The organism is Pantoea sp. CTOTU50773 (assembly GCF_032082325.1).
GTDB classification, from domain to species: Bacteria; Pseudomonadota; Gammaproteobacteria; order Enterobacterales; family Enterobacteriaceae; genus Pantoea; species Pantoea communis.
This window is the reverse complement of the sequence record NZ_DAMDQC010000024.1, coordinates 14,719-40,792: the sequence shown is the minus strand read 5'-3', so window position 1 is coordinate 40,792 and position 26,074 is coordinate 14,719. Positions and strand designations below refer to the sequence as shown.

Here is a 26,074-nt window from a genome sequence, read left to right as displayed (position 1 = left end):
AAGTGCGCGGTAAACAGGAAAAATCGACTGAATGAGTATTCGCATTATCCCGCAGGACCAGCTGGAGAAAGGCGAAAAAAACACGGCGGAACAGGTTCCGCCGCTGCTTTTCCCTCGGCTGAAAAATCTGTACAGCCGCCGTGCAGCGCGTTTACGTGAGCTGGCAGCGAAGAATCCGCTGGGCGATTATCTGCGCTTTGCTGCCGTGATCGCGCAGGCGCAAGACATCGTGCTGTACGATCATCCGCTGCAACTCGATTTGCGCCAGCGTTTGGCCGAAAGCGCCGAACAGGGCAAGCCGCCGCTCGATATTCACACCTATCCCCGCGATGCCCACTGGCAGCGTCTGCTGCATTCGCTGATTGCCGAGCTGAAGCCCGAGATGAGCGGCCAGGCATTGGCGGTGCTGGAGAACCTGGAAAAAGCCTCCTCTTCCGAGCTGGAAGGCCTGGCCAGTGCGCTACTGGAGGGTGATTTTGCGCAGGTCAGCAGCGATAAAGCCCCGTTTATTTGGGCAGCGCTTTCGATCTATTGGGCGCAGATGGCAGCGCTGATCCCAGGCAAAGCCCGCGCAGAATACGGCGAGCATCGCCAGTTCTGCCCGGTGTGCGCCAGCGTGCCGGTGACCAGCGTGGTGCATATGGATGTGGGCCAGCAGGGGCTGCGTTATCTACACTGTAATCTGTGTGAAAGTGAATGGTATGTGGTGCGCAGTAAGTGCTCCAACTGCGAGCAAACGCGCGACCTGCACTATTGGTCACTCGACAGCGAAAGAGCCGCAGTGAAAGCCGAAAGCTGTGGTGACTGCGGCACCTATCTGAAGATGTTGTATCAGGAGAAGGATCCGGCGGTGGAACCGGTGGCCGATGACCTGGCCTCACTGGTGCTGGATGCGCGTATGGAGCAGGAAGGCTTTGCGCGCAGCAGCCTGAATCCATTTATGTTTCCTGGGGATTGAGCAAATTGCCGCTTTCCTACGAACTGTCGCGGCACGATTTATCGCGCTGTTTTTGAGCCAGACAACAACGTGTAATAAATCGCGCCGCTACAATTTGTGTACCTATCTCTGTCGCAAAGGAAACACCTGATGAAACTGATTGGCAGCTACACCAGCCCTTTTGTCCGCAAAATTTCAGTGATCCTGTTGGAAAAAGGCCTGGTGTTCGAATTTGTTAACCAGTCGCCTTGGGTGGAAGACAGCCACGTGCCGCACTATAACCCGCTGGGCAAAGTGCCTGCACTGGTAGACGATAACCATCTCACCTGGTTTGATTCTTCGATTATCGCCCAGGTCATTGAGCTACGCGGTGACGCCCCTGCTCTGTTGCCGGATGACGCCCTGCTCGCTCTGCAGGTACGTCAGCTGGAAAAGCTCGCCGATGGCATCAACGATGCCGCCGTGATGATTGTGCGCGAACAGATGCGCCCCGGCGATCAACAATCCGAAGAAGTGCTAATGCGTAATCGCGAGAAAATTTTGCGTGGGTTGGATGCGCTGGAAACGGCGGCGGCCCAGGGTGAACTCTTGAACAGCGGTACGCTCAATCTGGCCGACATCGCCACTGGCTGCATGATTGGTTATCTCAACTTCCGCCGGGTGCTGCCTAACTGGTGCGTGAACCGCCCGGCATTGATCAAGCTGGCCGATACGTTGTTTGCGCGGGAGAGTTTTGCCCGCACCGTTCCGCCTTCCAGCTAAGCTAAGCCACCCGATGAAAACACTGTATTCACAACTGCCTGCTATCGACAGCCTGCTGCGCGATCCCGCGATGCAGCCGCTGCTGCTGCAGACGGGCACCGCGTTTACCACCCGCCAGCTGCGCGCCATGCAGCAAGAAGCACGCACCCATATTCAACAGCATCAAACTTTACCCGGCTGGCATCTTAACTGGCCAGAGGAAGCGCAGCGCCGCGCGCAACAGCAGCAACAAAGCGCGCTGCGTCCGGTGTTCAATCTCACCGGCACGGTGCTGCACACCAACCTGGGCCGTGCGCAGTTAAGCACGCGCGCGATTGAGGCGGTCACTGCCTGCTTGCGCCAGCCGGTCACGCTGGAATATGCGCTGGATGATGCGTCACGTGGCCATCGCGATCGTGCGGTGAGTGCGCTGCTGTGTGAACTGACGGGGGCTGAAGCGGCCTGTATCGTGAATAACAATGCCGCCGCCGTGTTGCTGATGCTGGCAGCACTGGCGCCAGGTCGCGAAGTGATTGTCTCACGCGGTGAGCTGGTCGAAATCGGCGGCGCATTCCGCATCCCCGATGTGATGCGCCAGGCGGGCTGCCAGCTGGTTGAAGTCGGCACCACTAATCGTACCCATCTGAAAGATTATCGTGCTGGCATCAGCGACAACACCGGTTTGTTGATGAAGGTGCATACCAGCAACTACCAGATTCAGGGCTTCACCCATGCGGTAGCGGAAGCCGAGCTGGTGGCGTTGGCGGCGCAACATCAGCTGCCGGTGATCACTGATTTAGGCAGCGGTTCGCTCATCGACATGACCGCTTTTAATTTGCCCGCCGAGCCGATGCCGCAACAGCTGATTGCCGCCGGTGTGGATCTGGTGAGTTTTTCCGGCGATAAACTGCTGGGCGGCCCGCAAGCGGGGATTATCGTCGGCAAACAGGCGCTTATCGATCGGCTGCAACAGCATCCGCTCAAGCGTGCTTTGCGCGTGGATAAAATGACGCTGGCTGCGCTGGAAGCCACTTTGCAGCTTTATCGCCAGCCGGAAACATTGCGCGAAGCGCTGCCCACCCTGCGCTTGTTGACGCGATCGTCACACGAGATTTTGCAGCAGGCCGAACGGCTGATGCCTGCGCTGGAACACGCCTATGGCGCTGATTTTTCCCTTAATATCGCCGCCTGCTCGTCGCAAATCGGCAGCGGTTCATTACCCGTTGAACGCTTACCGAGTTTTGCCATCACGTTTAGCCCACGTGAATCTCACGGCAGCTCGCTGGATGCACTGGCGCAGCGCTGGCGTGCATTATCACAACCGGTGATTGGCCGCATCCAGGAAGGAAGACTGTGGCTGGATTTACGCTGCCTTGAAGATGAAGCGGCGCTGATACGGACCTTAACCACATGATTATCGCCACCGCTGGACACGTCGATCACGGTAAAACCGCACTGCTACAGGCGTTAACCGGTGTCGATGCCGATCGCCTGCCTGAGGAGAAACGGCGCGGCATGACCATCGATCTTGGCTATGCCTACTGGCCGCAACCGGATGGCCGCGTTGTGGGCTTTATCGATGTGCCAGGACACGAGAAATTCCTCGCCAATATGCTGGCGGGCATCGGCGGTATTCATCATGCACTGCTGGTGGTAGCGTGCGACGACGGTGTGATGCCGCAAACGCGTGAGCATCTGCAACTGCTAAGCCTGGTCGGGCAACCCCCGCTTAGCGTGGCGTTGACCAAAGCGGATCGCGTCGACGCCGTCCGTATCGCTGAAGTGCAGCATCAGGTGGCGGAGTTGACGCAGCAACTGGGCTGGCTGGCAGTACCGCAATTTGTCACCAGCAGTACCACCCAGCAAGGCATCGACGCGCTGCGCCAGCACTTGAGTGAACTACGCGCACCGGATGTCGATATGGGTCGCCGCTTCCGCCTCGCCATTGACCGCGCGTTTACCCTCAAAGGCAGCGGATTAGTGGTCACCGGCACCGCCCTGGCGGGTGAAGTCAGCGTGGGTGATACGTTGTGGCTCAGCCGCCTCAATTTGCCCGTGCGCGTGCGTTCGCTGCATGCGCAGAATCAGTCGGTAACGCGTGCGCAGGCTGGAGAACGTATCGCGCTGAATATCGTCGGCGATGTGGAGAAAGACCAGATTGCGCGCGGTGACTGGCTGCTGGCACAACCGCAACCTTCGGGCACCCAGCGACTGATCGTGGCGCTGCGTTTGCTACAGCCGTTAAGAAATCCCTCGCAGCCGGTACATCTTCACCATGCCGCCAGTCATGTGACTGGCCGACTGAACCTGATTGCGGGCGAACTGGCGGAACTGGTGCTCAACGAGCCGCTGTGGCTGGCGGAAAACGATCGGCTGATTATCCGCGACAGCAATGCACAACTCACGCTCGGTGGCGGACGGGTGCTGCTGCTGAACAGCAAGAAACGCGGCAAGCGCCATCCTGATTATCTTGACTGGCTGCAACAGCTGGCGGCGGCGGAAGCCGATGAAGAGAGTCTGCAGTCGCACCTGGCTCAGCAACCCGTCGACATGGCCGAGCTGAGTTGGGCACGCCAGCTGAGTGACGATGCACTCAACAACCTGCTGGACAAGGTGGCGCCCGTGCGACTCGGCAGCGCCATCATGGCTGTGGAACAGGCCAATGACTGGCAGCAGCGACTGCTGGAAGCGCTCACCGCGTTTCATCAGCAGCACCCTGAAGTGCCCGGCATTGGTCGCGATCGATTGCGTCGCGTGGCTCTCCCCCACCAGCCGCCGGAACAGGTTATCGCATTGATCGATCGGCTGCTTTCACAAGGCCAGTTGCAGCACCGGCAAGGCTGGTTGCATTTGCCGGATTTCGAACCGCGCTTCAATCCCCAGGAAGAAGCGCTGTGGCAGCAGGTTGGCCCACTGTTCAGTGACCAGCCGCTATGGGTACGCGACATCGCACTGGCCACCCAGCAAGATGAAGAAACCATTCGCAGCCTGCTGCTCTCCGCCGCGCGCCTCGGTCATATCACGGCGATCGTGCGCGATCGCTATTACCGCAGTGACCAGATCCAGATCTTCGCCGATCTGATTCGCCAGCGTGACGCCAACGGTGGCAGCACCAGCGCCGCCGATTTCCGCAATCAGCTCGGTACCGGGCGTAAAATCGCGGTACAGATTCTGGAATTCTTCGACCGCAGCGGTTTCACCCGCCGTCGTGGCAACGATCACCTGCTGCGCGATGCCCGCCTGTTCGACACCAGCACTTAATCCTTCGCGTTGCATCGCAGTTGTCGCTGTAACTGCGCTGCAACGCCGATTCCGCATTGCTCAAAAATGTGCCAGGATGTAAGAATATTTCTTACATTGGGGCACGATGATGGCACGTACCATGACAATCGATTTAGGTGATGAACTGCGCGAGTTTGTTGAATCTCTGGTGGCTTCCGGTGATTACCGTACTCAAAGCGAGGTGGTGCGCGACTCGCTGCGTTTACTGCGTGAGAAGCAGGCGGCGTCGAAGCTGGAGGCGCTAAAAGAATTGGTAAGACAAGGATTCGAGAGCGGTCCTGGTAAAGAGTGGGACCATGAAGATTTTCTGAGACGAGCAAAAGCCAGGGTGGGCATTTATGAAAAGGATGATCACGATAAAACCGGAAGCTGATGCCGATTTGATGAAAATCTGGATTTACGGATACTGGAATTTTGGGGAGCAACTCGCAGACGCTTACAACCTTAAATTTTCCCAGCTCTTCGATAAAATTGCCCTGTTCGATTTAGGGCGAAAACGGCCTGATTTAGGTTATCAAATCTATTCACTTTCCTTCGGTCAGCACATTGTGATTTACCGTGCTGAGGTTGATGAGATCTTTATTGGGCGCATCTTGCACCACTCCCAGGAAGTCAGCGCCGAATTTTAAAAACAAAAAGGGACGATTTCTCGTCCCTTCGGCTCACTTCAACATCAGTTACTGCAGCAGAGAGATATCCGCCACCTGCAGGAACAGCGCGCGCAATTGCGCCAGCAGCGTCAGGCGGTTAATACGCACTTCCGCTTCATCGGCGTTCACCATCACGTTATCGAAGAAGTTATCGACCGCTTCACGCAATTGTGCCAGCTCCACCAGCGCATCCTGATAGCGGCCTTCCGCGAAGTACGGCTGCAGCTTGTCACCCAACGCCGTCACGAAAGTCGCCAGCTGGATCTCAGCGTTCTCTTTCAACAGAGATGCCTGCACGCTGTCGTTCAGGGTTTCGGTGGCTTTCGCCAGGATGTTGGACACACGCTTGTTGGCCGCAGCCAGCGACGATGCCGCTTCCAGCGTACGGAAGTGGGAAACCGCTTTCATGCGCGCATCGAAGTCCGCCGGGCGGGTTGGACGACGTGCCAGCACGGCCTGAATGGTGTCGACGCTGTGGCCCTCTTCCTGATACCAGGTACGGAAACGACCCAGCATGAAGTCGATCACTTCATCCACCACTTTGCCGTTGCTCAGCTTGCTGCCGTAGAGACGCACCGCTTCTTCGGTCAGGGTTTGCAGATCGAGTGGCAGGTTCTTCTCAACGATAATACGCAGCACGCCCAGCGCAGCACGGCGCAGTGCGAACGGGTCTTTATCGCCTTTTGGATGCTGACCAATGCCGAAGATGCCCGCAAGGGTATCCATCTTGTCAGCGATTGCGACAGCACAAGCCACGAGGTTCGATGGCAGTGCATCACCGGCAAAGCGCGGCTGATACTGCTCGTTCAGCGCCACCGCGACATCTTCGGCTTCGCCATCATGACGTGCATAGTGCATGCCCATCACGCCCTGAGTATCGGTGAACTCGAAGACCATGTTGGTCATCAGGTCACACTTCGACAGCAGGCCCGCGCGGGTGGCGTGGTTCACATCGGCACCAATCTGAGCGGCGATCCAGCCCGCCAGCGCCTGAATGCGGTCCGTTTTATCACGCAGCGTACCCAGCTCTTTCTGGAACAGTACGGTCTCGAGACGCGACAGGTTATCTTCAAGACGCTTTTTACGGTCAGTGTTGAAGAAGAACTCGGCATCGGCCAGACGCGGGCGCACGACCTTTTCGTTACCGGAGATGATTTGCTGCGGGTCTTTAGATTCGATGTTGGTGACGAAGATAAAGTTTGGCAGCAATTTACCGTCAGCGGAGTACACCGGGAAGTACTTCTGGTCACCCTTCATGGTGTAAACCAGCGCTTCAGCAGGCACCGCGAGGAACTTCTCTTCGAATTTCGCGGTGAGCACCACTGGCCACTCCACCAGCGAGGCCACTTCTTCCAGCAAGCTGTCGCTCAGATCGGCGATACCGCCCAACTGCTGCGCCGCCGCTTCCGCATCCGCTTTGATTTTGGCTTTACGGGTCGCAAAATCAGCCACCACTTTGCCGCGCTCCAGCAGCAATTGCGGATACTGATCGGCGTTGTCGAGTGTGAACTCTGACTCGCCCATAAAGCGGTGGCCGCGAATCACGCGATCGGACTGAATACCGAGAATCGTCGCCGGGATCAGCTCATCGCCCAACAGCAGCGTCACAGTATGTACCGGACGGACAAACTGCACGTCGCTTGCGCCCCAGCGCATCAGTTTTGGAATCGGCAGCTTGCTTAGTGCGGTTGCCACCATCGCGGGCAGCAGTGCCTGAGCACTCTCGCCTTTCACTGAAGCGCGATGCACCAGCCATTCGCCTTTATCCGTGCTCAGACGCTCAGCCTGATCCACGGTGATGCCGTTACCGCGCGCCCAACCTTCGGCTGCTTTGGTGGCATTGCCATCGGCATCAAACGCAGCAGCAATCGCTGGGCCACGTTTTTCCACTTCACGATCGGCCTGCGCTGTGGCCAATTGGGCCACCTTCAGCGCCAGACGGCGTGGAGAGGCAAACCAGCTCACCTCGCCATGTGCTAAACCGGCGCTGTCCAGTTCTGCGGTAAAGTGCGCAGCAAAGGCTTCTGCCAGGCTACGCAGGGCTTTCGGAGGCAACTCTTCGGTGCCAATTTCCACCAGGAAAGTTTTATCGGTCATGGCTGCCTCTTACTTGTTTTTATTGCACATGGGGAAACCGAGCGCCTCACGAGACGCGTAATAGGCTTCCGCCACGGCTTTCGTCAGGGTGCGGATACGCAGGATATAGCGCTGACGCTCGGTTACCGAGATCGCCTTGCGTGCATCCAGCAGGTTAAAGCTGTGTGCCGCTTTCAGGATGCGCTCATAAGCTGGCAACGGCAGGGGTTTTTCCAGCGCCAGCAGCTGTTGCGCTTCTTTCTCATACTGCTCGAAGCAGGAGAACAGGAAGTCCACATCCGCGTACTCAAAGTTGTAGGTCGACTGCTCCACTTCGTTCTGGTGGAACACTTCACCGTAGGTGGTTTGGCCAAATGGACCATCGCTCCACACCAGATCGTAAACACTGTCGACGCCCTGGATATACATCGCCAGGCGCTCAAGTCCGTAAGTGATCTCACCCGTCACTGGCTTACACTCCATGCCGCCCACCTGCTGGAAGTAAGTGAACTGCGTCACTTCCATGCCGTTGAGCCACACTTCCCAACCCAGCCCCCAGGCACCCAGCGTAGGGTTTTCCCAGTTATCTTCCACGAAGCGAATATCGTGTACGGTCGGATCCAGGCCCAGCTCTTGCAGTGAACCCAGGTACAGCTCCTGCAGATTGTCCGGGTTAGGTTTGATCATCACCTGGAACTGATAGTAGTGCTGTAAACGGTTCGGGTTTTCACCGTAGCGACCATCGGTAGGACGGCGTGAAGGCTGCACATAGGCGGTAGCCATCGGCTCTGGGCCAATGGCGCGCAGGCAGGTCATTGGGTGTGAAGTGCCAGCGCCCACTTCCATGTCCAGCGGCTGGACGATGGTGCAGCCCTGACGCGCCCAGTAATCCTGCAAGGTCAGGATCAGGCCCTGAAAGGTCTTGGTATCAAACTTTTGCATGTTGAGTACGCGATAAGGGTCGATTAAAAAAGAGTGCGACAGTATACCCTTTGACCGCGGATTGTGCAGCCGGAAATCCTGGCGCGCCGGGGAGGGGTTTTGCCACGGTTTAACCGGCTGTAACCTTGCGATAAGAAAATCGTATACGATTCAATCCAACATCTCCGCGAGCGCGTCACACCCTCACTTAACCCTTATTTTTCATAAAATTAACCACGCTATAATCAAATCCTATTACGTGACAGGCATCACCTTTTCGACCCGATGGTCAAAAATCGCGCATTGACACTTGTATAATCGTATACGAAATTGCGGTGAAACAGTTTTGCTTGGAATTTCACCATGAAGACCGCGATTGCTTATCCAGGAATGAATGCCAGTGACCGCCCAATGGGCCCGGCTCCGCTTTCCGCCGCCGTACTGCACGAACCGATGCTGTTTATCTCCGGCCAGGTGGCGATTGACCCCTACAGCGGTGAGATCAAGGGCAATGACATCGCCAGCCAGACGCGCCAGGTATTGAAAAACGTCGGCGATCTATTGAGCGAAGCGCAGATGACCTTCGATAACGTGGTGCGCGTGACGATCTATCTCACCGACCTCAGCACCTTCAGTGAGATGAACGCGGCGTATAGCGAGTTCTTCCAGTTCCCCTTCCCGGCACGCGCCACCGTCGGTATTCAACTCAACCATCCTGACCTGCTGGTCGAGATGGAAGTCACGGCGATGCGCTGATGCATATTCATATCGAAAACGACGCCAGCGCCCCGCAGGCATTACATCTGACCCCGCAGCACCTGCAACAGCTGTTGGATGCCCATCCGCAACTGCGCGGTCACTTTACCCTGAGCGAAAACAGCCAGGCCGCGCATACCGCAGATTTCCTCGCCACCAGCGACATTTTGTGGAGCGGACGCAAGCTGGCGCTCGATACCTTCAGCGCACCACGTCTCGGCTGGGTGCAGGTGATGTCCGCCGGCGTTGAGCAGTGGCTGGCACATCTGCCGGAGGGCGTGACGCTGACCAATGCGTCCGGCGTGCACGGCGATAAAGGCGCCGAGTTCATTATGATGGCGGCGTTGATGTTCAACTTTGGCATTCCGGGTTTTCTGCAGGATCAAGCTCAGCGCCTGTGGCGCCCCACCTTCGGCGGCTGCGTGCATGGCAAAACGGTCTTGCTGCTCGGCGTCGGCGGTATCGGTGCCGCAGCGGCGAAACGGCTGACCGCGCAGGGCTACCGTGTGATTGGTGTGACGCGCAGCGGCCAGTGTGATGCCGACGTAGCGCGATGTATTCGCATTGATGCGATGGACGATGTTCTGCCGCAGGTGGATGTCCTGGTCTCAACACTGCCGCTCACGCCCCAGACAGACAAGTTGTTTGACCGTCGCCGTCTCGATCTGCTGCCTGCCCGCGCCGGCATCGTGATTGTCGGCCGTGCCGCCGTGTTCGACTACACCGCGATGCGCGAAAAACTGTGCGCCGGTGAACTGGCCGGTGCGGTTCTGGATGTTTATCCGCAAGAGCCGCTGCCAGTAGACGATGCGCTGTGGAGCACGCCGGGCGTGGTGATGACACCGCACTGCAGTCTGGACGATCACAGTGCCTACCTTGAGGGCTGCCTTGAGGTGTTTATCGATAACCTGGTGCGTTTCCGCAGTGGCCATCCGCTGCGCAACCAGGTTGATGTTGCAAGAGGTTATTGAAGTCGCAGTACCGATAAAAGCCGTAAGACGTTCATAAAACACAAGGTCATCGCTTACACATTCACCAGCACCAGGGGAACCTTATTATGAAATTTGCACGCATCGCATTACTGATCTCTGGCATCACCGGCACGCTGTTAGCAGGCCTTTCCAGCGCCCATGCCGCCAGCACCGACCCGATTACGCCAACCGCCAGCGATTTTGCGGCGATGGCGCAGTGCAAGGCGCTGCAGACCAAATACCCGTCACTCAAAGGCAAAGATCTGGTGGTAGGCCTGGGTGGCTACACCAAAGGCTTCGAAGCCCCTTCCGAAAAAGACCCAAGCATTATTGAAGGTCTCGATCCTTCGCTGTTCGAACGTATCAGCAGCTGCCTTGGGGCAAAACACAGTTATCAGACCGGTTCGTTCAACGTGCTGCTGACCTCCATCTCCAGCGGTCGTGCCGATATCGGTCCGATGCTGTATGTCACCGATGAACGTCTGAAGCAGATCGCTTTTGTCGCCTCCATGCAGGTGCAGGATGGCTCGATTCTGGCGAAGGGCAATCCAAAGAAAATCACCACCGTGGATGACCTGTGCGGCAAAACCGTGGCCGCCGCTGCCGGTTCTTACGAAGCCAACAAGTTAGTGCCCGAGCAGAGCGCCAAATGCACCGCCGCGGGTAAGCCAGAAGTCAGCATGCTGATGGTGCAGAACACTGACAACAGTATTCAGGCGGTGAAAAGCGGTCGCGCCGACATCTATCTGACTGAAGCCGGATCCGCCATCGCCATCGCCAAAGCTGACAAAACGCTGGAAAGCGGCTTTACCGTTGACCTGCCGATCATGGTTGGCTTCCCCATCGCCAAAGACAACACCACGCTGCGCAGTGCAGTGATGGATGCGATGAAGGTGATTCAGGAGAGCGGTGCGCAGAAGAAATTGCTGGATTACTGGGGTCAGGGCAGCGCGGCTGAACGCCCGGTTGTTGCACGTGGTTAATGCATAAACTCAGTCGGATCAATTGGGTTGCTGCTTCACGGGCAACCCAAGCGATCGCATTGAGGGAGATAACGCCTTGGATGATTTTCTTAAGTACCTGACCTTCCCTTACCTGTGGGAAGGGGCCGTCATCGCTGTTCAGCTGCTGGTAGGCGCATTAGCGGGCGGCATCCTGATTGGCTTTTTCCTGGCGTTGGCCAGCACCTCAAAGCACTGGTTTATCCGTGTGCCGGTGAAAACGTACATCTATCTGCTGCGCGGCACGCCGGTGCTGCTGCAACTGATTCTGCTCTACAACGTACTGCCAGAGTTCGGCCTGCGTTTCAGCCCGTTCACCAGCGCCCTGTTGGCGTTGATGATTAATGAAACCGCCTTCTGTGCCGAGATTATTCGCGGCGGCATTATGGCCACCGATCGCGATCAGAGCATGGCAGCGCAGGCCTTTGGCTATTCGCGCACCAAAGAGATGATCCACGTGGTGATTCCGCAAGCACTGCGCGCCATTCTGCCGACCATGGGCAATGAAACCGTCGGCCTGCTGAAATCCACTTCGCTGGCTTCTGTAGTGGGTGTGAATGAGTTGACGATGCGTGGCCAGGCCATCGTATCGCAGAACTTCCTGTTTATTCCGGTGCTGGTCGCTTCGGGCGGCATTTACCTGATTCTCTCTACGCTGCTGGCAGGCGGTCAGTGGTGGCTGGAGAAGTTTTATAACCTTGATGAGCGTGCCCGCCGTGCCCGTGCGCGGTTGGCAAAACTGCCACCGGAAGCGGACGTGATGGCGATGCAGTTGCCGAAACGTCGCTGGGATACGCAAACCGCCGCACCGGTGCTGGAAGTCGACAACCTGTGCGTCGAATACGCCGGTAAAGCGGTACTGAAATCCCTGTCGCTGACTGTACGCCGTGGCGAAGTCGTGGTGCTGCTCGGTCGTTCCGGCTCCGGTAAAAGTACCCTGTTGAAATCGATTCTGGCGCTGACGCCACGCAGTAGCGGCACCATTCAGACCGAAGGCCACTTTATGGGCAGCGATGAAAACGGCCGCCCACTGGCTGCCCGCCATCTGCCGGCTAACCGCGCCAAATCCGGCATCGGTATCGTGTTCCAGCACTTCGCGCTGTTCGATCACCTCACCGCGCTGGAAAACGTGATGAGTATTCTGCTACGGGTGCAGGGTGCCCAACCCGAAATCGCCCGCGCTAAAGCAATGCGTGCCCTGAAGATGGTGGGATTACAGGATTTCGCCGCCTCGCTGCCGCATGAGCTATCAGGCGGGCAGAAACAGCGTGTCGGCATCGCCCGTGCGCTGGCAGCAGAACCGCAAATCCTGCTGTTCGATGAGCCGACCTCAGCGCTCGACCCTGAGCTGGTGCGTGAAGTGAACCAGACCATGCGCAGCCTGGCGCAAACCGGCATTACCATGATTATCAGTACCCATGACATTGCCTTCGCGGCGGGCGTGGCCGATCGCGTGGTGTTCCTGCAGAACGGGGCGCTGATTGAAGAAGGGCCACCGGCGATTTTGCAGAATCCCAAAACGCCGGCTTTTGCCACCTTCCTCGAACATGAAAATGCCACGGAGGCCCAGCATGCCAATGCATGATCTTGCGGCGCGTGAACGTCTTGGCGATGCGCTGTTCCGCTATATGCAGGGGCAGCCCGCCGATGCGATCGCTGACGAACCGGATGCTAACCAGCAGGCGCTGCGCCGTTTTCGCTTGCTGCCGCGTGTACTGCAGGGCAATGAGGCGATCAGCACCCAGACCACCATCCTCAATCAAAGCTGGTCTGCTCCGCTCGGCGTCGGTGCCTTTGCGGGTGATCGCATCTTCCATGAAGAGGGATTGCTGCCGATTGCCCGCGCCTGTAAACGTCTGCAACTGCCGCTGGTGATCTCCGAAGAGACGGTCACGCCGCTGGAACAGATTGGCGCGGAGTACGACCGCTGCTGGCTTCAGCTACGCGCGGCAGGTGATGTTGGGCGTATCAAAGATTTGATCGATCAGGCTGCACAAGCCGGATTCAAAAATATCGTTCTCACCGTGCTGGCACCGGTGCATCCGGTGCCGGGATTACAGCCAGGCGGCTTCTCAATTGGTGAAGCGCTCAAACAGCGCGGCTGGCACACCGTCGGCGGCACGCAACCAGGCGTTGAACCCTTGCCGGCCTTTCCGGTGTGGCGCTGGCAGGAAATTGACGAGGTGGCCGCACACTGCGCTGCGCGTCAACTGCCGCTGTGGCTAAAAGGCATTTTGCATCATGACGATGCGGCACCGGCGGCACAGCACGGTGTGAGCGGCATCATCGCCTCGAATATTGGCCTGCGCCAAAGCGCGCGCTGGGCCACACCGGTCGATCAGCTCGCCGATTTACAGGCGGTCACTCGTCTGCCGCTGCTGCTGGATGGCGGCGTGCGCTGCGGCAGCGATGCTGTGGTGGCACGTTGCCTCGGCGCCTCGCTGTCACTCAGCGTGCGACCGATCATCAGCGCCCTGGTAGCAGGTGGCGAAAGCGCGGTGTTCGATCTGCTCTCCGGCTGGATCAATGAAATCACCGCCATTAGCCACTGGTGCGGCGTCAGCGACATGGCTGCGCTCAACGGCAGTTTTGTTACGGAGGTGCGTGGCTGATGCAGACGTTAATCTTCAATCAGGGCGATGCCAGCGAATCCCGCATCTATTACTGCGCCCACTATTTGGCCGACAGCCTCGGCTTGTTCGCCGCCGAGCAGTTGCAGGTCACCTTCACCACCAGCGCATCGGGCGGGCACACCGTGCAGGGCGGACAAGTGCCGGCTGTGTTGAGCCGCGAAGCGGATCTCACGCTGGGCGGACCGATGGTGGTGATGAAGCATTACCAGCAGCACGGCGCTGAGTTGCAGTGCTTTTGCGCCTCGGTCGCCGCTAATCCGTGGTTTCTGGCGGCAGCAAAGACTCAGCCCGATTTTCAGCTGAATGATTTGCGCGGTAAACGCGTGCTGGATGTCGGTAATGTCGGCACCGCCACGCTGACCTTCCGCTGGCTGCTGGCAGAGCACGGTTTGCTGGATCAGGTGGAGCTGATTGCCGGTAGCGGCGATCAGGCCCGCGACTTCGCGGCTGTGGCTAACGGTGAAGCTGATTACGCGCTGCACGCCATGCATATGCTGGCACCAGCGATTGCCGCCGGGCAATTAAGCAGCATCAGCAGCCTCGCCTCACTGTGTGGCAAGGTGCCGTGGAGCGCCTATATTGCACGCGCCGATGTCCTCACGGAGAAAGCCGCTGCGTTTGCTGCCTTCTCACGCGCCATCAAACAGGCACTGGCGTGGATCGCCACCCATGACGCCGAAACACTGGCGGCGAGCGTGCAACGCTATTACCCCGATTATCCGCTTGATGCGCTGATCACCGGTTTAGCCGCGTATCAGCAATCCCACGTCTTCGCACCCAGCGGCCTGATTCCAGCCGATGAATTTAACCACTTCAGCCAACTGCTGAGCGACATCGGCTGGCTGGATCCTTCTCAACCCGTGCCCTATGGCGCACTGGTGACGCAAGCAGGAGCAGAGTGATGAAACAATTAATTATCAACGGCCTGGTAGTGACAGAAACCCGCGCCGCGCCCGCCGATGTGCTGATTGAGAATGGCAAAATCAGCGGCCTGCTGATGCCGGGTGCCCTCGCTGACGGCGTCGATGAGATCATTGATGCGCAGGGGCTAATCATCGTACCCGGCGCGATTGATGTGCATACCCATTTCACCGGCTCGCACGATTTCCCTGAACAGGAGCTGCGCGAAGGCACGCGTGGTGCGGCTGCGCACGGCGTCACCACCATCGTTGAGATGCCGCACTCACTGCCGCCCGCCACCAGCCTCGCTAACTTCACCGCCAAGCAGCGCTGGCTGGCGGACAACTGCTCGGTGGATTACGCCATGTGGGCCGGACTGGATGGCCGCAATGTGCACGAGTTAGCGGCGCTGGATCAGGCGGGCGCACTGGCGTTCAAAGCGTTCCTGTGTAGCGGCGCGCCCAATGGTGAAGCCACTGACGAGAAAGGCTTACCGCGCCTCGACGATGATGGCTTGCTGCGTGCGATGCGTGAACTGGCCACCTTTGACGGTTTGATTGGCGTCCACGCTGAGAACCACGACATTCTGATCGGTGCCGGCAGCGAACTGCGCCGCGCTGGACGCAAAGATACCCGCGCGCATGCGCTGGCCGGGCCAGAAATCGCCGAAATCGAAGCCGTGGGTCGCGTTTTGGCGGTGGCGGAAGAGACCGGCGCGCGCTGCCACATCGTGCACGTCAGCTCCGCGCGTGCCGCCGAAACCATCGTCGCCGCCAAAAGTAAGGTGCGCGCCAGTTTCGAAACCTGTCCGCACTATCTGATTCTGGATGAAGACGATCTGGTGCGCATTGGACCGAATGCGCGCTGTGGCCCGCCGATCCGCCCACGTCCGGTGGTGGATGCGCTGTGGCAGGTGCTGCTGCGCGGCGACGTCGACATGATTGCCTCTGACCACTGCCCCTACACCCCGGCACAGAAACAAGCCGGTGAAGCCAGCATCTGGGACGCCGGTATGGGGCTAACCGGTGTTGAGACATTAAGCCCGATGTTCTTCAGCGCGGCGCATATCGATCGTGGTCTGGCCCTTACGGAATTTGCCCGCATGACCGCCAGCGGCCCGGCTAAAGCCTTCCAGCTGTGGGGCAAAAAAGGCGCTATTGCACCCGGCTTCGATGCCGACTTGGTGTTTATCGATGCGCAGCAGAGCTGGATCGTGGAGGGGGAAAAATTCCAGGGACTCGGCAAGTGGAGCGCATTTGAAGGGATGCGCTGTCAGGGTAAAGTGGTGCGCACACTTATTCGTGGTGTCACGGTATTCCAGGATGACCAGATGCAGGTTGAACCCGGCTTTGGTCAGTTCGTGACCCGGCAGGTATAAACAGGACAATCACCATGGCAGGAAAATCATCCACCCCAAGCCGTAAAAGCAGCGCACCGCTGGCGCAGGAAGCCGCTTCAGACGGCCACTGGCAAGCTGCGCGTCCGCGCACGCTGGTCGATCACGCCGTCGATGCGATTCTCAGCGCCGCCTCGCGCGGATTGATTTTACCCGGCGACCGTGTTGCCGAACCGGATCTGGTGGCAAAACTTGGCATGAGCCGCGTGCCGATCCGTGAAGCGCTGCGCATTCTTGAAAGTCAGGGCATCGTCACCAGCGAGCCGTATAAAGGCATCCGTTTGATGGAGATTTCCCATCAGCGGCTGGAGCAGATCATTGATGTGCGCATCCCACTGGAAACATTGGCCTGCCGCCGCGCGATTGAAGCCGGACGCAATGGCGCCGAGCAACTTAATCAGCTGTATCAGGGCGTGGCACAGATGCAAACCATGATGCAAAACGATGATGTGTATGGCTTTGCCTCGGCGGACACCGATTTCCATCGCACGCTGTGCAGCTTCGCCCACAACCCGGTATTGAGCAATTTGTGGGAGTCAATTGCGCGCCAGCTGACGGTGATTTTTGGCCTCTCCACCATGGGCAAATCGATGAGCGACATCATTGAAGAGCACCAGCGACTGATCAACGTGTTCGCCGAGGGCGATATCGCGCAGATGACCGATGAAATTGAAAACCACATCCGCATTCAGGCACTGGATGTGGATTACGAGACCTTGATTACGCAACGCCGACAGCAGCGTTCCGCTGTGGGCTGATGCTTTATTGATTGCCTTTACACCAGGAAAACCACGATGAAGATCACCAACGTTGAAGCGTTTTATCTGCGTCTGCCGGTTATTGAGCAGCGCACCGATAGCTCGCAGGATGCACTGCTTATCAAAATCACCACCGATGCGGGCATCACCGGTTGGGGTGAAGTGGATGGCAGCCCGTATGTCACCAAAGCCATTATCGAAGCACCCTATTCGCACACCATGGTCACAGGACTGAAATCGCTGCTGATCGGCGAGAACCCGCTGGAGACCGGCCGTTTGTGGAAGAAGATGCACAAAGCCACCATCTATTACGGACGCAACGGTGCCGTGCTGCAGGCGATGGCGGGCATTGATATCGCCCTGTGGGACATCAAAGGCAAAGCGCTGGGCAAACCGATTGTTGAACTGCTGGGCGGTGCGATGCGCGACAAGATGCGCGTTTACTCCTCCAACATGTTCCAGTACAGCGTCGAAGAGACGGTGGCGCGCGCGCAGCACGCCATCGATACTGGCCACACTGGCGTGAAGTTTGGCTGGGAGCCGTTTGGCACCGATGAAGCGCTGGATCTGCGCTATCTGGAAGCGCTGCGCACCGCGATGGGCGACAGCGTGGATCTGATGCTGGATGTCGGCCACGTCTGGGATGCGAAGACCACCGTGCGCCGCAGCCAGCGTTATGAACATCTCAACCTGTTCTGGATCGAAGAGCCGCTGCACCCGGATAACTACGCCGGTTACGGCCAGGTGTCTGCCGCCTGCCAGCAGCACATCGCCGCAGGTGAGCAAGAGTGTTCTTTGGTTGGCTTCCAGCGCCTGATTGATGAAGGCGGTATCGACATCGTGCAGATCGATCTGACACGCACCGGCTTTACCCAGGCGATGGAGATCGCCAGCTACGCGCACAGCCGTGGTCGAAAAGTGTGTAACCACAACTTCACCACCGACATCAACACCGCCGCCTCGCTGCATTTCCTGTGTGCGATTGAGAACGCGCTGGTGATGGAGTATTGCGTGGAGCCAGGTGAGATCAGTCGCTCGCTGGCGAAAAAACCGGTGCGCATCGCCGACGGTTACGCCTGGTTACCGAGTGAGCCAGGTCTGGGCGTAGAGCCGAACGAAGCGGTAATCGAGAAGTTCCTCGTCCGCGATTAAGTCACCGCCAGGCAAACACCGGATGCGTGATTAATCCATTGTTCAGCACACACTCGGTTGCGGCGCGATTTATCGCCTGAGGCTCATCCGTTTTATTCACCAAAGCGGCCACGGTGAAACGTGGTCGCTTTATTCGTTTGGGTGAGAATGCCGGCGTGCAGACCAGAGCACCACGGCTATTGCCGGGCTGTCCTCACGCTGCGACCAGGCAGTGTCACCCGTAACAGAGTGATCCGAATTTCAGTCCCAAAGGTTGTTGACGCATCACGCTGTGACTACCCTTCTTCGCACGGACGTATTGCCGACGAGGAAGCCATGTCGCAAAAAATACACTGGATCGACAACTTACGTGCGGTTGCCTGCTTGATGGTGATCGTCATTCACACCACCACCTGGTATATCACCGGCCCGATGGCCGTCACGGGTATTAGCTGGGATGTGGCGAACCTGCTCAACTCCGCGTCGCGCGTCTGTGTGCCGCTGTTCTTTATGATTTCAGGCTATCTGTTCTTTGGCGAACGCAGCGCGCAAGGGCGACATCTGCTGCGCATCGTACTGTGTTTATTGTTCTACAGCGCGGTGGCGCTGGCCTACATCACCTGGCTGACGCCGATTAGCGAAGGTCGTTCGCTGCTAAAACTGCTGCAAAAACCGGTGTTCTATCACCTGTGGTTTTTCTTCGCCATTATCGGCATCTACCTGCTGTCGCCATTGATTCAGGTGAAAAGCGTGCAGCCGCGCTACGTCGCATTGCTGGTCGTGGTGCTGGCGGTGCTGGCCAATCCCAACACCGTGAGCCAGTCGCTGGGGCCGTTTCATTGGTTGCCGGTGAATCTTTACGTCAGCGGCGACAGCATTTACTACCTGCTGTACGCGCTGCTGGGGCGGGCGATTGGTTGCATGGACACCGATAAGCGCGGCATCAGCTGGCTGGCGGGATTGGGCTTTATCGCCTGCTGGATTGGCATTACGCTCGGCACCAAACAGATGCTAAAAATCAACGGCGCATTCAACGACACCTGGTATCTTTACTGCGGTCCGCTGGTGTTTATCGCCGCCATCAGCTTGCTGGTGCTGTTCAAGAATGTGCTGAGCAGCCGCACACTGCCGATGCTGGCGACGATTTCGCGCTATTCACTGCCGATATATGGCTTTCACGCGCTGTTTATCCACTATCTGCGCACCAACCATTACGACGATATGTCACGTCCGTGGCTCGATCTGCCGTGGGTATTTGGCATCACGCTGATCGGCAGTTTGCTGCTAGCGATGCTGCTCAAACGCGTAGATAAACATCATCTGGTGAGCTGATCGTCCCAGCGCTGATGCGCGCGACGCAACTGGCGTGCCGAGGAGAACCCGGCCGCCAGAGCAGCTTTCTCCGCCGCTTCGCCCTGTTGCTGGCGCTGACGCGCAATTACCAAACGCAGCTGTTCATGGTATTCCCGCACGCTGATGCCGAGATGCTGGCGGAACAGGCGCGTGAGATGACGCTCGCTGACATGCGCGCGCTCGGCCAGCGCGGTCAGTGACCAGTCATGCTCGGGATGGGCGATCATCACGTCCTGCGCCCGGTGAATCGCCGGATGCAGGTGATTGCGATAGCGCAGCCACGGCGAGAGCTGGGGATCGTCACCCGAACGCCGGAACCACACCACCATTTCCCGCGCCACCTTCAGCGCCTGCGGTGCGCCGCAAAGCCGGTTGATCAGATGCAGCGCCAGATCGATACCCGCCGTGATGCCTGCGCTGGTCCAGATGCCATGATCTTCCACGAACACGCGGTTATCTTTCACTAATGCGGCCGGTGCGGCGGCTTTCAGGCGCGGTAACACATCGTGGTGAGTGGTGCATTGCACACCATTTAGCAATCCGGCCTGCGCCGAGAGCAGTGCACCGGAACAGATGCAGACTAATGTGATGCGTTTAGACTGGATGGCGGACTGCTGCGAGCGGAGCCAGTCGCGCGCGGCGGCGGCAGGTGCCGTATCGAACCAGACTTTGGAGTCATACACGCCGGGCACCACCAGCAGGCTGTTATCGGGTAGCTGCTCGGGAAGTGGCGCAATATCCGCGATCGTCATGCTGGTGGAGCAGCGCACGCTGGCTTGCGGGCCAATGTAGTGCAGAGCAAAAAAGCCATCCGCCAGTTGCAGCGTTTCCGCCGGACCAGTGAGATCGAGCGCCATCACGCCAGGAAGAACCAGAAAATAGACGGGCTGCGGCATTAAAGGCTCCAGGGTAGGTGATGTGTTTCCCTCAGCCTCTGCGTGGCAGAGAACTGTTCGAGGGTTAACGTAACATTGCTGCTGCCTCAGCCTCTCTGGATGTCTTTCCCTCCGGTGAAGGGAGCGTGCTAAGGACAATTCAGGCCATAAGGAACTAACCTGATTTGCCTATCATAGCGGAATAAATATAAAAACCACGCCCCAATCCGGCCATCACTTAACCGAATCAGGACATCAGCGGTTTGAGATGCTGATACAACTGCGCAAACTTCTCACGCTGCGGCTGATAAGCCTGATGATGAGCCGCATCGGGCTGATGCCGCTGCACCAACTCTGGCGCGGGCCACTCGCTCTGCGGATCAATCGCCCATTGCGCCAGACGTGCAGCACCAAGAGCTGGCCCTACCTCACCGCCGTGGCAATACTCCAGCGTTAATCCACTGATATCCGCCAGCATTTGCCGCCAGTACGCACTGCGCGCGCCGCCGCCGATCAGCATCACGGTTTGCGGCTGCACCCCGCACTCATGCACCGCGTCCATGCCTTCTGCCAGCGCAAAGCCCACGCCTTCCAGCACCGCGCGCGCCAGTTCAGGACGGCCATGCTGATGGGTCAAACCAAAAAATGCGCCCTGCGCCTGCGGATTGTTGTGCGGGGTGCGCTCACCGGACAGATATGGCAAAAATAAAATCGGTGCGGCTTCACCGTTGGCTTTTTCCGCTTCCGCCAGCAGCTCAGGCACGTCTTTACAGCCAGTTAAGGTGGCTGCCCAGTCAAGGCAGGATGCGGCACTCAGCATCACCGACATCAAATGCCAGCGATTGGGCAGCGCATGGCAAAAACTGTGCACCGCTCGCCGCGGATTGCTGAGATAGCCGTCGCTGACCAGGAAGTAAACGCCAGAGGTGCCGAGCGACAACATGCCCTGACCCGGCGCCACCATGCCGACACCCACTGCGCCAGCCGCGTTATCACCACCGCCCGCCACGATCGGCACCGCGTTCATCTTCCAGCGTGCGGCAACGTCAGGCGACAAAGTGCCAGTGATCTGATCGCCTTCATAAAGCGCAGGCATCTGGCTGCGGTTGAGATCGCAGGCGCTGAGCAGGGCATCACTCCAGTCACGCTGTGCCACATCCAGCCACATCGTGCCGGCTGCATCGGACATGTCGCTGGCGAAGTCACCGCTCATCCGCCAGCGCAGGTAATCTTTGGGCAGCAGAACTTTCGCCACTCGTTTAAACACACCGGGTTCGTGCTGCTGCACCCATAACAATTTGGGTGCAGTGAAACCGGGCATCATCAGGTTGCCGGTAATCTGGCGCGAATCCGGTACGCGCTGCTCCAGTTCCCGACACTGCTCACTGCTGCGCCCGTCGTTCCACAGAATCGCCGGACGCAGTATCTGGTGCTCAGCGTCCAATAGCGTGGCGCCGTGCATCTGACCGCTCAGACCAATGGCCTTCACGCCGCTGAGATCGTGCTGCTGCGCCAGCGCCTGCATCGCCTTGTCCGTGGCACTCCACCAGCTTTCGGGATCCTGCTCACTCCACAACGGCTGCGGACGCGATACCTGCAATGGCGCGCTCTCCACCGCGACAACCTGCCCTTGCGCATCCAGCAACACCACTTTGACGCCAGAGGTGCCTAAATCGATCCCGATAACCATGTTCAGCTCCTGATGCAGTGAGAAATCATAACTGTAGCCTTAGGTGGAGAATTTAATCACCTCTGCGCGGCGACGCTTCATATCAGAGCGTGAGAACGTGCTGTAGCGCACGGCTAAGATCAAGATTTTGCGCTGGGTTGTCGCTATAATTGCGCGGCATCTTCAAAGGAAGATCGTCGTCTCCGGTGAGGCGGCCGGATTTCAAATCCGGTTGGGGCCGCCAGCGGTCCCGGGCAGGTTCGACTCCTGTGATCTTCCGCCACCTTCCTCTTACTGTTACTCATTTCTAAATGATTGGCTTAGGCAACCTGTAAGTCATCATTACAAGTTGGAAAATTTCAGCCTGAGGATGTAGAGCAAGGTTGGCACTTTACTTCTGCACTCTTCTCCGCCACTTGTTCCAATCTCTTTACCTCACCTGCACAATGCATTTATTCGGTAAAACCGAACAACTGAGCTCTGTTTAAAAATCAGCTTGTTCATGATTCTATACTGTCTTTCACGCTGGCTATTGCGGAATCACCCATGCTCATCCATCCCACCGACAACCTGACCTTCTCCGGCGATCCGCGTGCGGATGAGCTGCGCAAAAAACTGCTGCAACCCAATGCACCCAAAGTGATTGCGGCGTCATTATCGAAACAGCTTGATCGCGAAAGCCGCACCCATAGACATGCCGCCGGACAACTTTACTGTCTGAAGCAAGGGATGATGACGGTCAACACGCCCTCGGGCATCTTCGCCAATCCGCCGCGCCTGGTGGGGTGGATTCCGCCACACTTCGAACACGCGATTATCGGGCCAGGTCGCGTGCTCGGCTGGACGGTGTTGGTGGATGAAGCGCTGACGGCACCGCTGCCAAAACATCCGGTGCTACTCTCCTGCCCTTCGGTGCTGGAACCGCTGGCTGAGCGGCTGGCAAATTTGTCGCCGGATAGCTGGGGCAGCGATCGTTACAATCGGTTATGCGATGTGTTTCTTGATGAGCTGTATGAGTCCACCGAGCATGCGCTGACGCTGCCACTCCCCGAAGAGCCGCGTCTGCGGCAGATTGCGCGCTTGTTGATGGATAATCCGGCGGATACCCGCACTGGCCCCGAGCTGGCACAGTGGGCGGGGTTGAGTCCACGTAGCCTTAGCCGTCATTGGGCCAGCGCAGTGGGCATGAGCCTCTCGCGCTATCGCCAGGTGTCGCGGCTATTGAAATCACTGGAAGGGTTGGCCGACGGCAAAAGTGTGCAGCAGGTAGCGTGGCAGGTCGGTTTTGATAGCGTGAGCAGTTACATCAGCGCCTTCCGCAGCGCCTTTGGTTCCACGCCCGGCAAATACTTTACGCCGCCTGACGCGTCTGCGGTTGCAGTATCAGAAGACTCGTAGGCCCATCGATCGCTGGCAGGCTGTGATGATATTTGCGACGAAACGCGCCGGGCGGCAGATCGTACATGCGGCGGAAGGTGCGGCACCATGTCTGCTGCGACTCAAAGCCATACTTAATCGCAATATCCATCAACGGCATATGACCGTTCATCAGCGCAATCGCCGATGCCGTGAGTTTACGCTCGCGAATATAGCTGCCCAGCGCGATACCAGTATGGTGGCGGAACATGCGTTGCAGATGCCACTGCGAATAGCCCGCACGCCGCGCCACCGTCTCCAGCGTCAGTCGCTGTTCAATATTGTCTTCGATCCAGAGCATCAGTTGATGCATACAAGCTGCGTGAATATCCATCTTTCCTCCTGATGGCGGATTAAAAAGTCAGCAACATTATAAAAAAGCCTCAGCTGGCTATGTTTAGCGTTAAAGCCAATAAATAACGATATCTCGCCAAACTTTAATGGCTGTCGTTCTGACCCGACGCTTGCAGCTTACATCATCATGTAATATTGTAAGTTACATGAAAAATGCCTGCCAGGAGGATGTATGAATAGTTGGATGACTTCAGACGTGGGAACTTGTGTCGCGATAGCTCTGGCAGCGGGCAGTATCGCGATGACCCTCACGCAAACCGAGTTGTTTGCTGGCTTACGCGCGTGGACCGCCAAAAAGCACGCGCAGCTCGGCCATCTGTTCCACTGCTTTTACTGCATGAGCCATTGGACGGTGCTCGCGGGCATGGTGATTTATCGCCCTGCGCTATTGCACAGCGATATGGCACTCATTGATTGGGTGATGACAGCGTTCATTACCATAACCCTGACCACCTTTATCAACGGTTTGATGTTCAAAGTGTTCCAGGCAGCGGTCACCACGCATGTGATGAAGCACAATGCGCAGATCACTTTGCAGAAGCAGGATTGAGGTTATTCACTGCACAGCGGATGGGGCTCAGATTCCAGCCCCAGTTTTGCCATTTTCTTGAGGTAATCATCGGCAATATCAGCCACGGTGATGTGGCTAAAGCGTTGAAGCAGCAGCACTTCCGCTTCATGGAGCGCCTGATCCAGACGCTCATCGACCGCATGTTCAACTAAACACGGCGAAGGATCGGCAGCAGGCCCGATACTGAACAGCGCTGGCGACCCAATCGCCTGATACACATCCAGTAGCGTAATCGCGCTGAGTTCCACCCGCAGCTCCCAACCGCCGCCGTGCCCCTTCTCCGAGACCACATAGCCTTTTTCGCGCAGGCCAGACATCATGCGGCGTACCACCACCGGATTGGTGCCCAACATCTTCGCCATCGCTTCCGAAGTGGCGCGTTTAACGTGCCGATCAAGATGAATTAAGGCGTGCAGTGAGCGGGACATTCGGTTGTCGCGGGGCATGGATCATTCCTCTAAAGTTCACGACACTTTACCAAAGCCGCCCGGCAGCAACAATTTATCCCGCCTTTTCGCTATGGCTTCACCAGAGTCGCCTGCCAGTCACTAAACAGGGTCAGCCAGTTTTTGGCGGGGATATTCTTTTTCTCGCCGGTACCAAAACCATGGCCGCCCTGCTGGAAAAGATGCATCTCGACCTTCACCTTGTTTTTACGTAGCGCGTCGAACATCAGTAAGGAGTTTCTGGGGGAGGCGGTGCCATCATCCAGCGCCTGTGCCAGGAAGGTCGGGGGAGTTTTGTCGCTGACGCGGTTTTCCTGTGAATTCTGATCGATCACCGCCTCGCTGATATCCTTGCCGTACATCGCCGTGCGGGTACCGACATGCGTCACGCCATCTTTTAACGACAGCACCGGATAGATCAGGGCGCTAAAATCTGGTCGTGCCGGAATCTGATCCAGCTTATCTACTGCGGAATAATTGGTGGCATCCGCATTGTTGCTTAGGTTGGCAGCAAGGAAGGCACCAGCTGAAAAGCCCATCACGCCAATCTGGTCGCCAGCGATATGATAATTCGCCGCATTGCCGCGAATCATGCGCATGGCTCGTTGTGCATCAGAAAATGCATTATTACGGTTAACCTCTGAACCACCGTGCGGCATTCGATAAATTAAAACAAATGAGGAATAACCTTTCTGGCTCAACACTTTTGCGACATCCAGCCCTTCAGCGTCCTGCATTATATAAGAAAAACCCCCACCAGGAATGATTAGCACAGCAGAGTGATTATTCTTTCCCGCTGGAGGAACATAAATCATTTCTGGAGAATCGACATTTGTGACAGCACGATTATTGATGTCCGGGTTTTTACTGAAATTAATAAATTTATTATTTACTGACACTTCATTTGGCCAGATAGGAATTTCCTTATTGGCAAACGCAGCTGGAAGATACAGAAGAAAAAGAAGAGCAGTTGATTGAGGTAACTTCATCTCGATGGCTCCAAATCCTGAATAAAAACAGTGACAAATGGCAAAGCCGATTGAAAACCTCAAGCTTTGCAGCGCAACACTTACCCCAGAGAGAACCAAATTAAATGAATAGCCTGAGTAAAGTAACAAATAATATCCCCTGCCTGCATTCAGTATAATACCGGGCCAGAAAAAATTAGACTTTTCTCATGTTTACGGCAACAAGGCCATATGTTATAAGTAAATTTTAAACTATAAGAATCTGTGAC

25 protein-coding genes and 1 tRNA gene are annotated in these 26,074 nt (G+C 57.3%); 19 read left to right on the top strand and 7 right to left on the bottom strand.

Annotated features, from left to right (window positions below):
• The first annotated feature begins 31 nt into the window (after window positions 1–31).
• The 6 genes from fdhE (at window position 32) to RT340_RS06135 (ending at window position 5,589) form a co-directional block, all read left to right on the top strand.
• On the top strand, window positions 32–958 hold the full coding sequence (gene fdhE, locus RT340_RS06160; RefSeq protein ID WP_034827709.1) for a formate dehydrogenase accessory protein FdhE: 927 nt from the start codon (window positions 32–34) through the stop codon (window positions 956–958).
• Between the two features lie 129 nt (window positions 959–1,087).
• Window positions 1,088–1,699, top strand: a complete 612-nt coding sequence (locus RT340_RS06155; protein WP_034827706.1) for a glutathione S-transferase — start codon at window positions 1,088–1,090, stop codon at window positions 1,697–1,699.
• Window positions 1,700–1,712: 13 nt separating this feature from the next.
• Window positions 1,713–3,092 (top strand): L-seryl-tRNA(Sec) selenium transferase, encoded by a 1,380-nt coding sequence (selA, locus tag RT340_RS06150; RefSeq protein ID WP_097118463.1) that lies wholly within the window; start codon window positions 1,713–1,715, stop codon window positions 3,090–3,092.
• Entirely contained in the window at window positions 3,089–4,939 is a 1,851-nt protein-coding gene (selB, locus tag RT340_RS06145; RefSeq protein ID WP_160868658.1) for a selenocysteine-specific translation elongation factor, read from the top strand. Before selA ends, selB begins: the two co-directional genes overlap by 4 nt.
• Window positions 4,940–5,048: 109 nt before the next feature.
• Window positions 5,049–5,333: a type II toxin-antitoxin system ParD family antitoxin gene (locus RT340_RS06140; RefSeq protein WP_097118542.1), complete on the top strand. Its 285-nt coding sequence runs from the start codon at window positions 5,049–5,051 to the stop codon at window positions 5,331–5,333.
• A complete protein-coding gene (locus RT340_RS06135; RefSeq protein ID WP_211728868.1) occupies window positions 5,299–5,589 on the top strand; it encodes a type II toxin-antitoxin system RelE/ParE family toxin in 291 nt (96 codons plus the stop codon). The genes RT340_RS06140 and RT340_RS06135 overlap by 35 nt, the downstream gene beginning before the upstream one ends.
• Before the next feature lie 48 nt (window positions 5,590–5,637).
• Here the strand turns inward: RT340_RS06135 and glyS are convergent, their stop codons facing one another.
• Together glyS and glyQ are read right to left on the bottom strand one after the other, a co-directional pair.
• On the bottom strand, window positions 5,638–7,707 hold the full coding sequence (glyS, locus tag RT340_RS06130) for a glycine--tRNA ligase subunit beta (RefSeq protein ID WP_211728869.1): 2,070 nt from the start codon (window positions 7,705–7,707) through the stop codon (window positions 5,638–5,640).
• 9 nt (window positions 7,708–7,716) lie between these two features.
• On the bottom strand, window positions 7,717–8,628 hold the full coding sequence (glyQ, locus tag RT340_RS06125; protein ID WP_034827699.1) for a glycine--tRNA ligase subunit alpha: 912 nt from the start codon (window positions 8,626–8,628) through the stop codon (window positions 7,717–7,719).
• A 342-nt stretch (window positions 8,629–8,970) separates the two neighbouring features.
• Between glyQ and RT340_RS06120 the strand changes: the two genes are divergently transcribed.
• From RT340_RS06120 to RT340_RS06075, 10 genes are all read left to right on the top strand, one after another.
• Entirely contained in the window at window positions 8,971–9,363 is a 393-nt protein-coding gene (locus RT340_RS06120) for a RidA family protein (RefSeq protein WP_038643895.1), read from the top strand.
• A complete protein-coding gene (locus tag RT340_RS06115) occupies window positions 9,363–10,334 on the top strand; it encodes a D-2-hydroxyacid dehydrogenase (protein WP_313374792.1) in 972 nt (323 codons plus the stop codon). Before RT340_RS06120 ends, RT340_RS06115 begins: the two co-directional genes overlap by 1 nt.
• Window positions 10,335–10,420: 86 nt before the next feature.
• On the top strand, window positions 10,421–11,317 hold the full coding sequence (locus tag RT340_RS06110) for a transporter substrate-binding domain-containing protein (protein WP_034827693.1): 897 nt from the start codon (window positions 10,421–10,423) through the stop codon (window positions 11,315–11,317).
• Between the two features lie 76 nt (window positions 11,318–11,393).
• Window positions 11,394–12,920: an amino acid ABC transporter permease/ATP-binding protein gene (locus tag RT340_RS06105; protein ID WP_211728872.1), complete on the top strand. Its 1,527-nt coding sequence runs from the start codon at window positions 11,394–11,396 to the stop codon at window positions 12,918–12,920.
• The gene (locus RT340_RS06100) at window positions 12,907–13,947 is read left to right on the top strand and encodes an alpha-hydroxy acid oxidase (protein WP_097118456.1); all 1,041 of its coding nucleotides are present in this window, start codon (window positions 12,907–12,909) and stop codon (window positions 13,945–13,947) included. Before RT340_RS06105 ends, RT340_RS06100 begins: the two co-directional genes overlap by 14 nt.
• Window positions 13,947–14,870 (top strand): ABC transporter substrate-binding protein, encoded by a 924-nt coding sequence (locus RT340_RS06095; RefSeq protein WP_313374788.1) that lies wholly within the window; start codon window positions 13,947–13,949, stop codon window positions 14,868–14,870. The genes RT340_RS06100 and RT340_RS06095 overlap by 1 nt, the downstream gene beginning before the upstream one ends.
• Complete coding sequence (locus tag RT340_RS06090) at window positions 14,870–16,246, top strand: dihydroorotase (protein WP_160868652.1); 1,377 nt, start codon at window positions 14,870–14,872, stop codon at window positions 16,244–16,246. Before RT340_RS06095 ends, RT340_RS06090 begins: the two co-directional genes overlap by 1 nt.
• 14 nt (window positions 16,247–16,260) lie before the next feature.
• Complete coding sequence (locus RT340_RS06085; protein WP_313374784.1) at window positions 16,261–17,022, top strand: GntR family transcriptional regulator; 762 nt, start codon at window positions 16,261–16,263, stop codon at window positions 17,020–17,022.
• A 36-nt stretch (window positions 17,023–17,058) separates the two neighbouring features.
• Window positions 17,059–18,174, top strand: coding sequence for a mandelate racemase/muconate lactonizing enzyme family protein (locus tag RT340_RS06080; protein WP_313374782.1), 1,116 nt, complete (start codon window positions 17,059–17,061; stop codon window positions 18,172–18,174).
• Between the two features lie 315 nt (window positions 18,175–18,489).
• Entirely contained in the window at window positions 18,490–19,485 is a 996-nt protein-coding gene (locus RT340_RS06075) for an acyltransferase (protein WP_313374780.1), read from the top strand.
• Here RT340_RS06075 and RT340_RS06070 read toward each other — a convergent pair.
• A complete protein-coding gene (locus tag RT340_RS06070; RefSeq protein ID WP_313374778.1) occupies window positions 19,470–20,402 on the bottom strand; it encodes a helix-turn-helix domain-containing protein in 933 nt (310 codons plus the stop codon). The genes RT340_RS06075 and RT340_RS06070 overlap by 16 nt on opposite strands.
• Before the next feature lie 226 nt (window positions 20,403–20,628).
• On the bottom strand, window positions 20,629–22,071 hold the full coding sequence (xylB, locus tag RT340_RS06065) for a xylulokinase (protein ID WP_313374776.1): 1,443 nt from the start codon (window positions 22,069–22,071) through the stop codon (window positions 20,629–20,631).
• Between the two features lie 167 nt (window positions 22,072–22,238).
• On the opposite strand from xylB, the gene RT340_RS06060 reads away from it, so the two are divergent.
• Window positions 22,239–22,333, top strand: a tRNA-Sec gene (locus tag RT340_RS06060).
• A gap of 263 nt (window positions 22,334–22,596) precedes the next feature.
• Window positions 22,597–23,448, top strand: coding sequence for a helix-turn-helix domain-containing protein (locus RT340_RS06055; RefSeq protein ID WP_160833326.1), 852 nt, complete (start codon window positions 22,597–22,599; stop codon window positions 23,446–23,448).
• On the opposite strand, the gene RT340_RS06050 is transcribed toward RT340_RS06055, so the two are convergent.
• The gene (locus RT340_RS06050; protein ID WP_313374774.1) at window positions 23,402–23,800 is read right to left on the bottom strand and encodes a helix-turn-helix domain-containing protein; all 399 of its coding nucleotides are present in this window, start codon (window positions 23,798–23,800) and stop codon (window positions 23,402–23,404) included. The two genes, RT340_RS06055 and RT340_RS06050, sit on opposite strands and share 47 nt — an antisense overlap.
• Window positions 23,801–23,992: 192 nt before the next feature.
• Between RT340_RS06050 and RT340_RS06045 the strand changes: the two genes are divergently transcribed.
• Window positions 23,993–24,370, top strand: coding sequence for a DUF1360 domain-containing protein (locus RT340_RS06045; protein WP_313374772.1), 378 nt, complete (start codon window positions 23,993–23,995; stop codon window positions 24,368–24,370).
• A gap of 2 nt (window positions 24,371–24,372) precedes the next feature.
• Here RT340_RS06045 and RT340_RS06040 read toward each other — a convergent pair whose 3' ends face one another.
• Both RT340_RS06040 and RT340_RS06035 read right to left on the bottom strand, forming a co-directional pair.
• Entirely contained in the window at window positions 24,373–24,837 is a 465-nt protein-coding gene (locus tag RT340_RS06040; RefSeq protein WP_034829963.1) for an Rrf2 family transcriptional regulator, read from the bottom strand.
• Between the two features lie 71 nt (window positions 24,838–24,908).
• On the bottom strand, window positions 24,909–25,955 hold the full coding sequence (locus RT340_RS06035) for an alpha/beta hydrolase (protein ID WP_237448774.1): 1,047 nt from the start codon (window positions 25,953–25,955) through the stop codon (window positions 24,909–24,911).
• Window positions 25,956–26,074 lie beyond the last annotated feature (119 nt).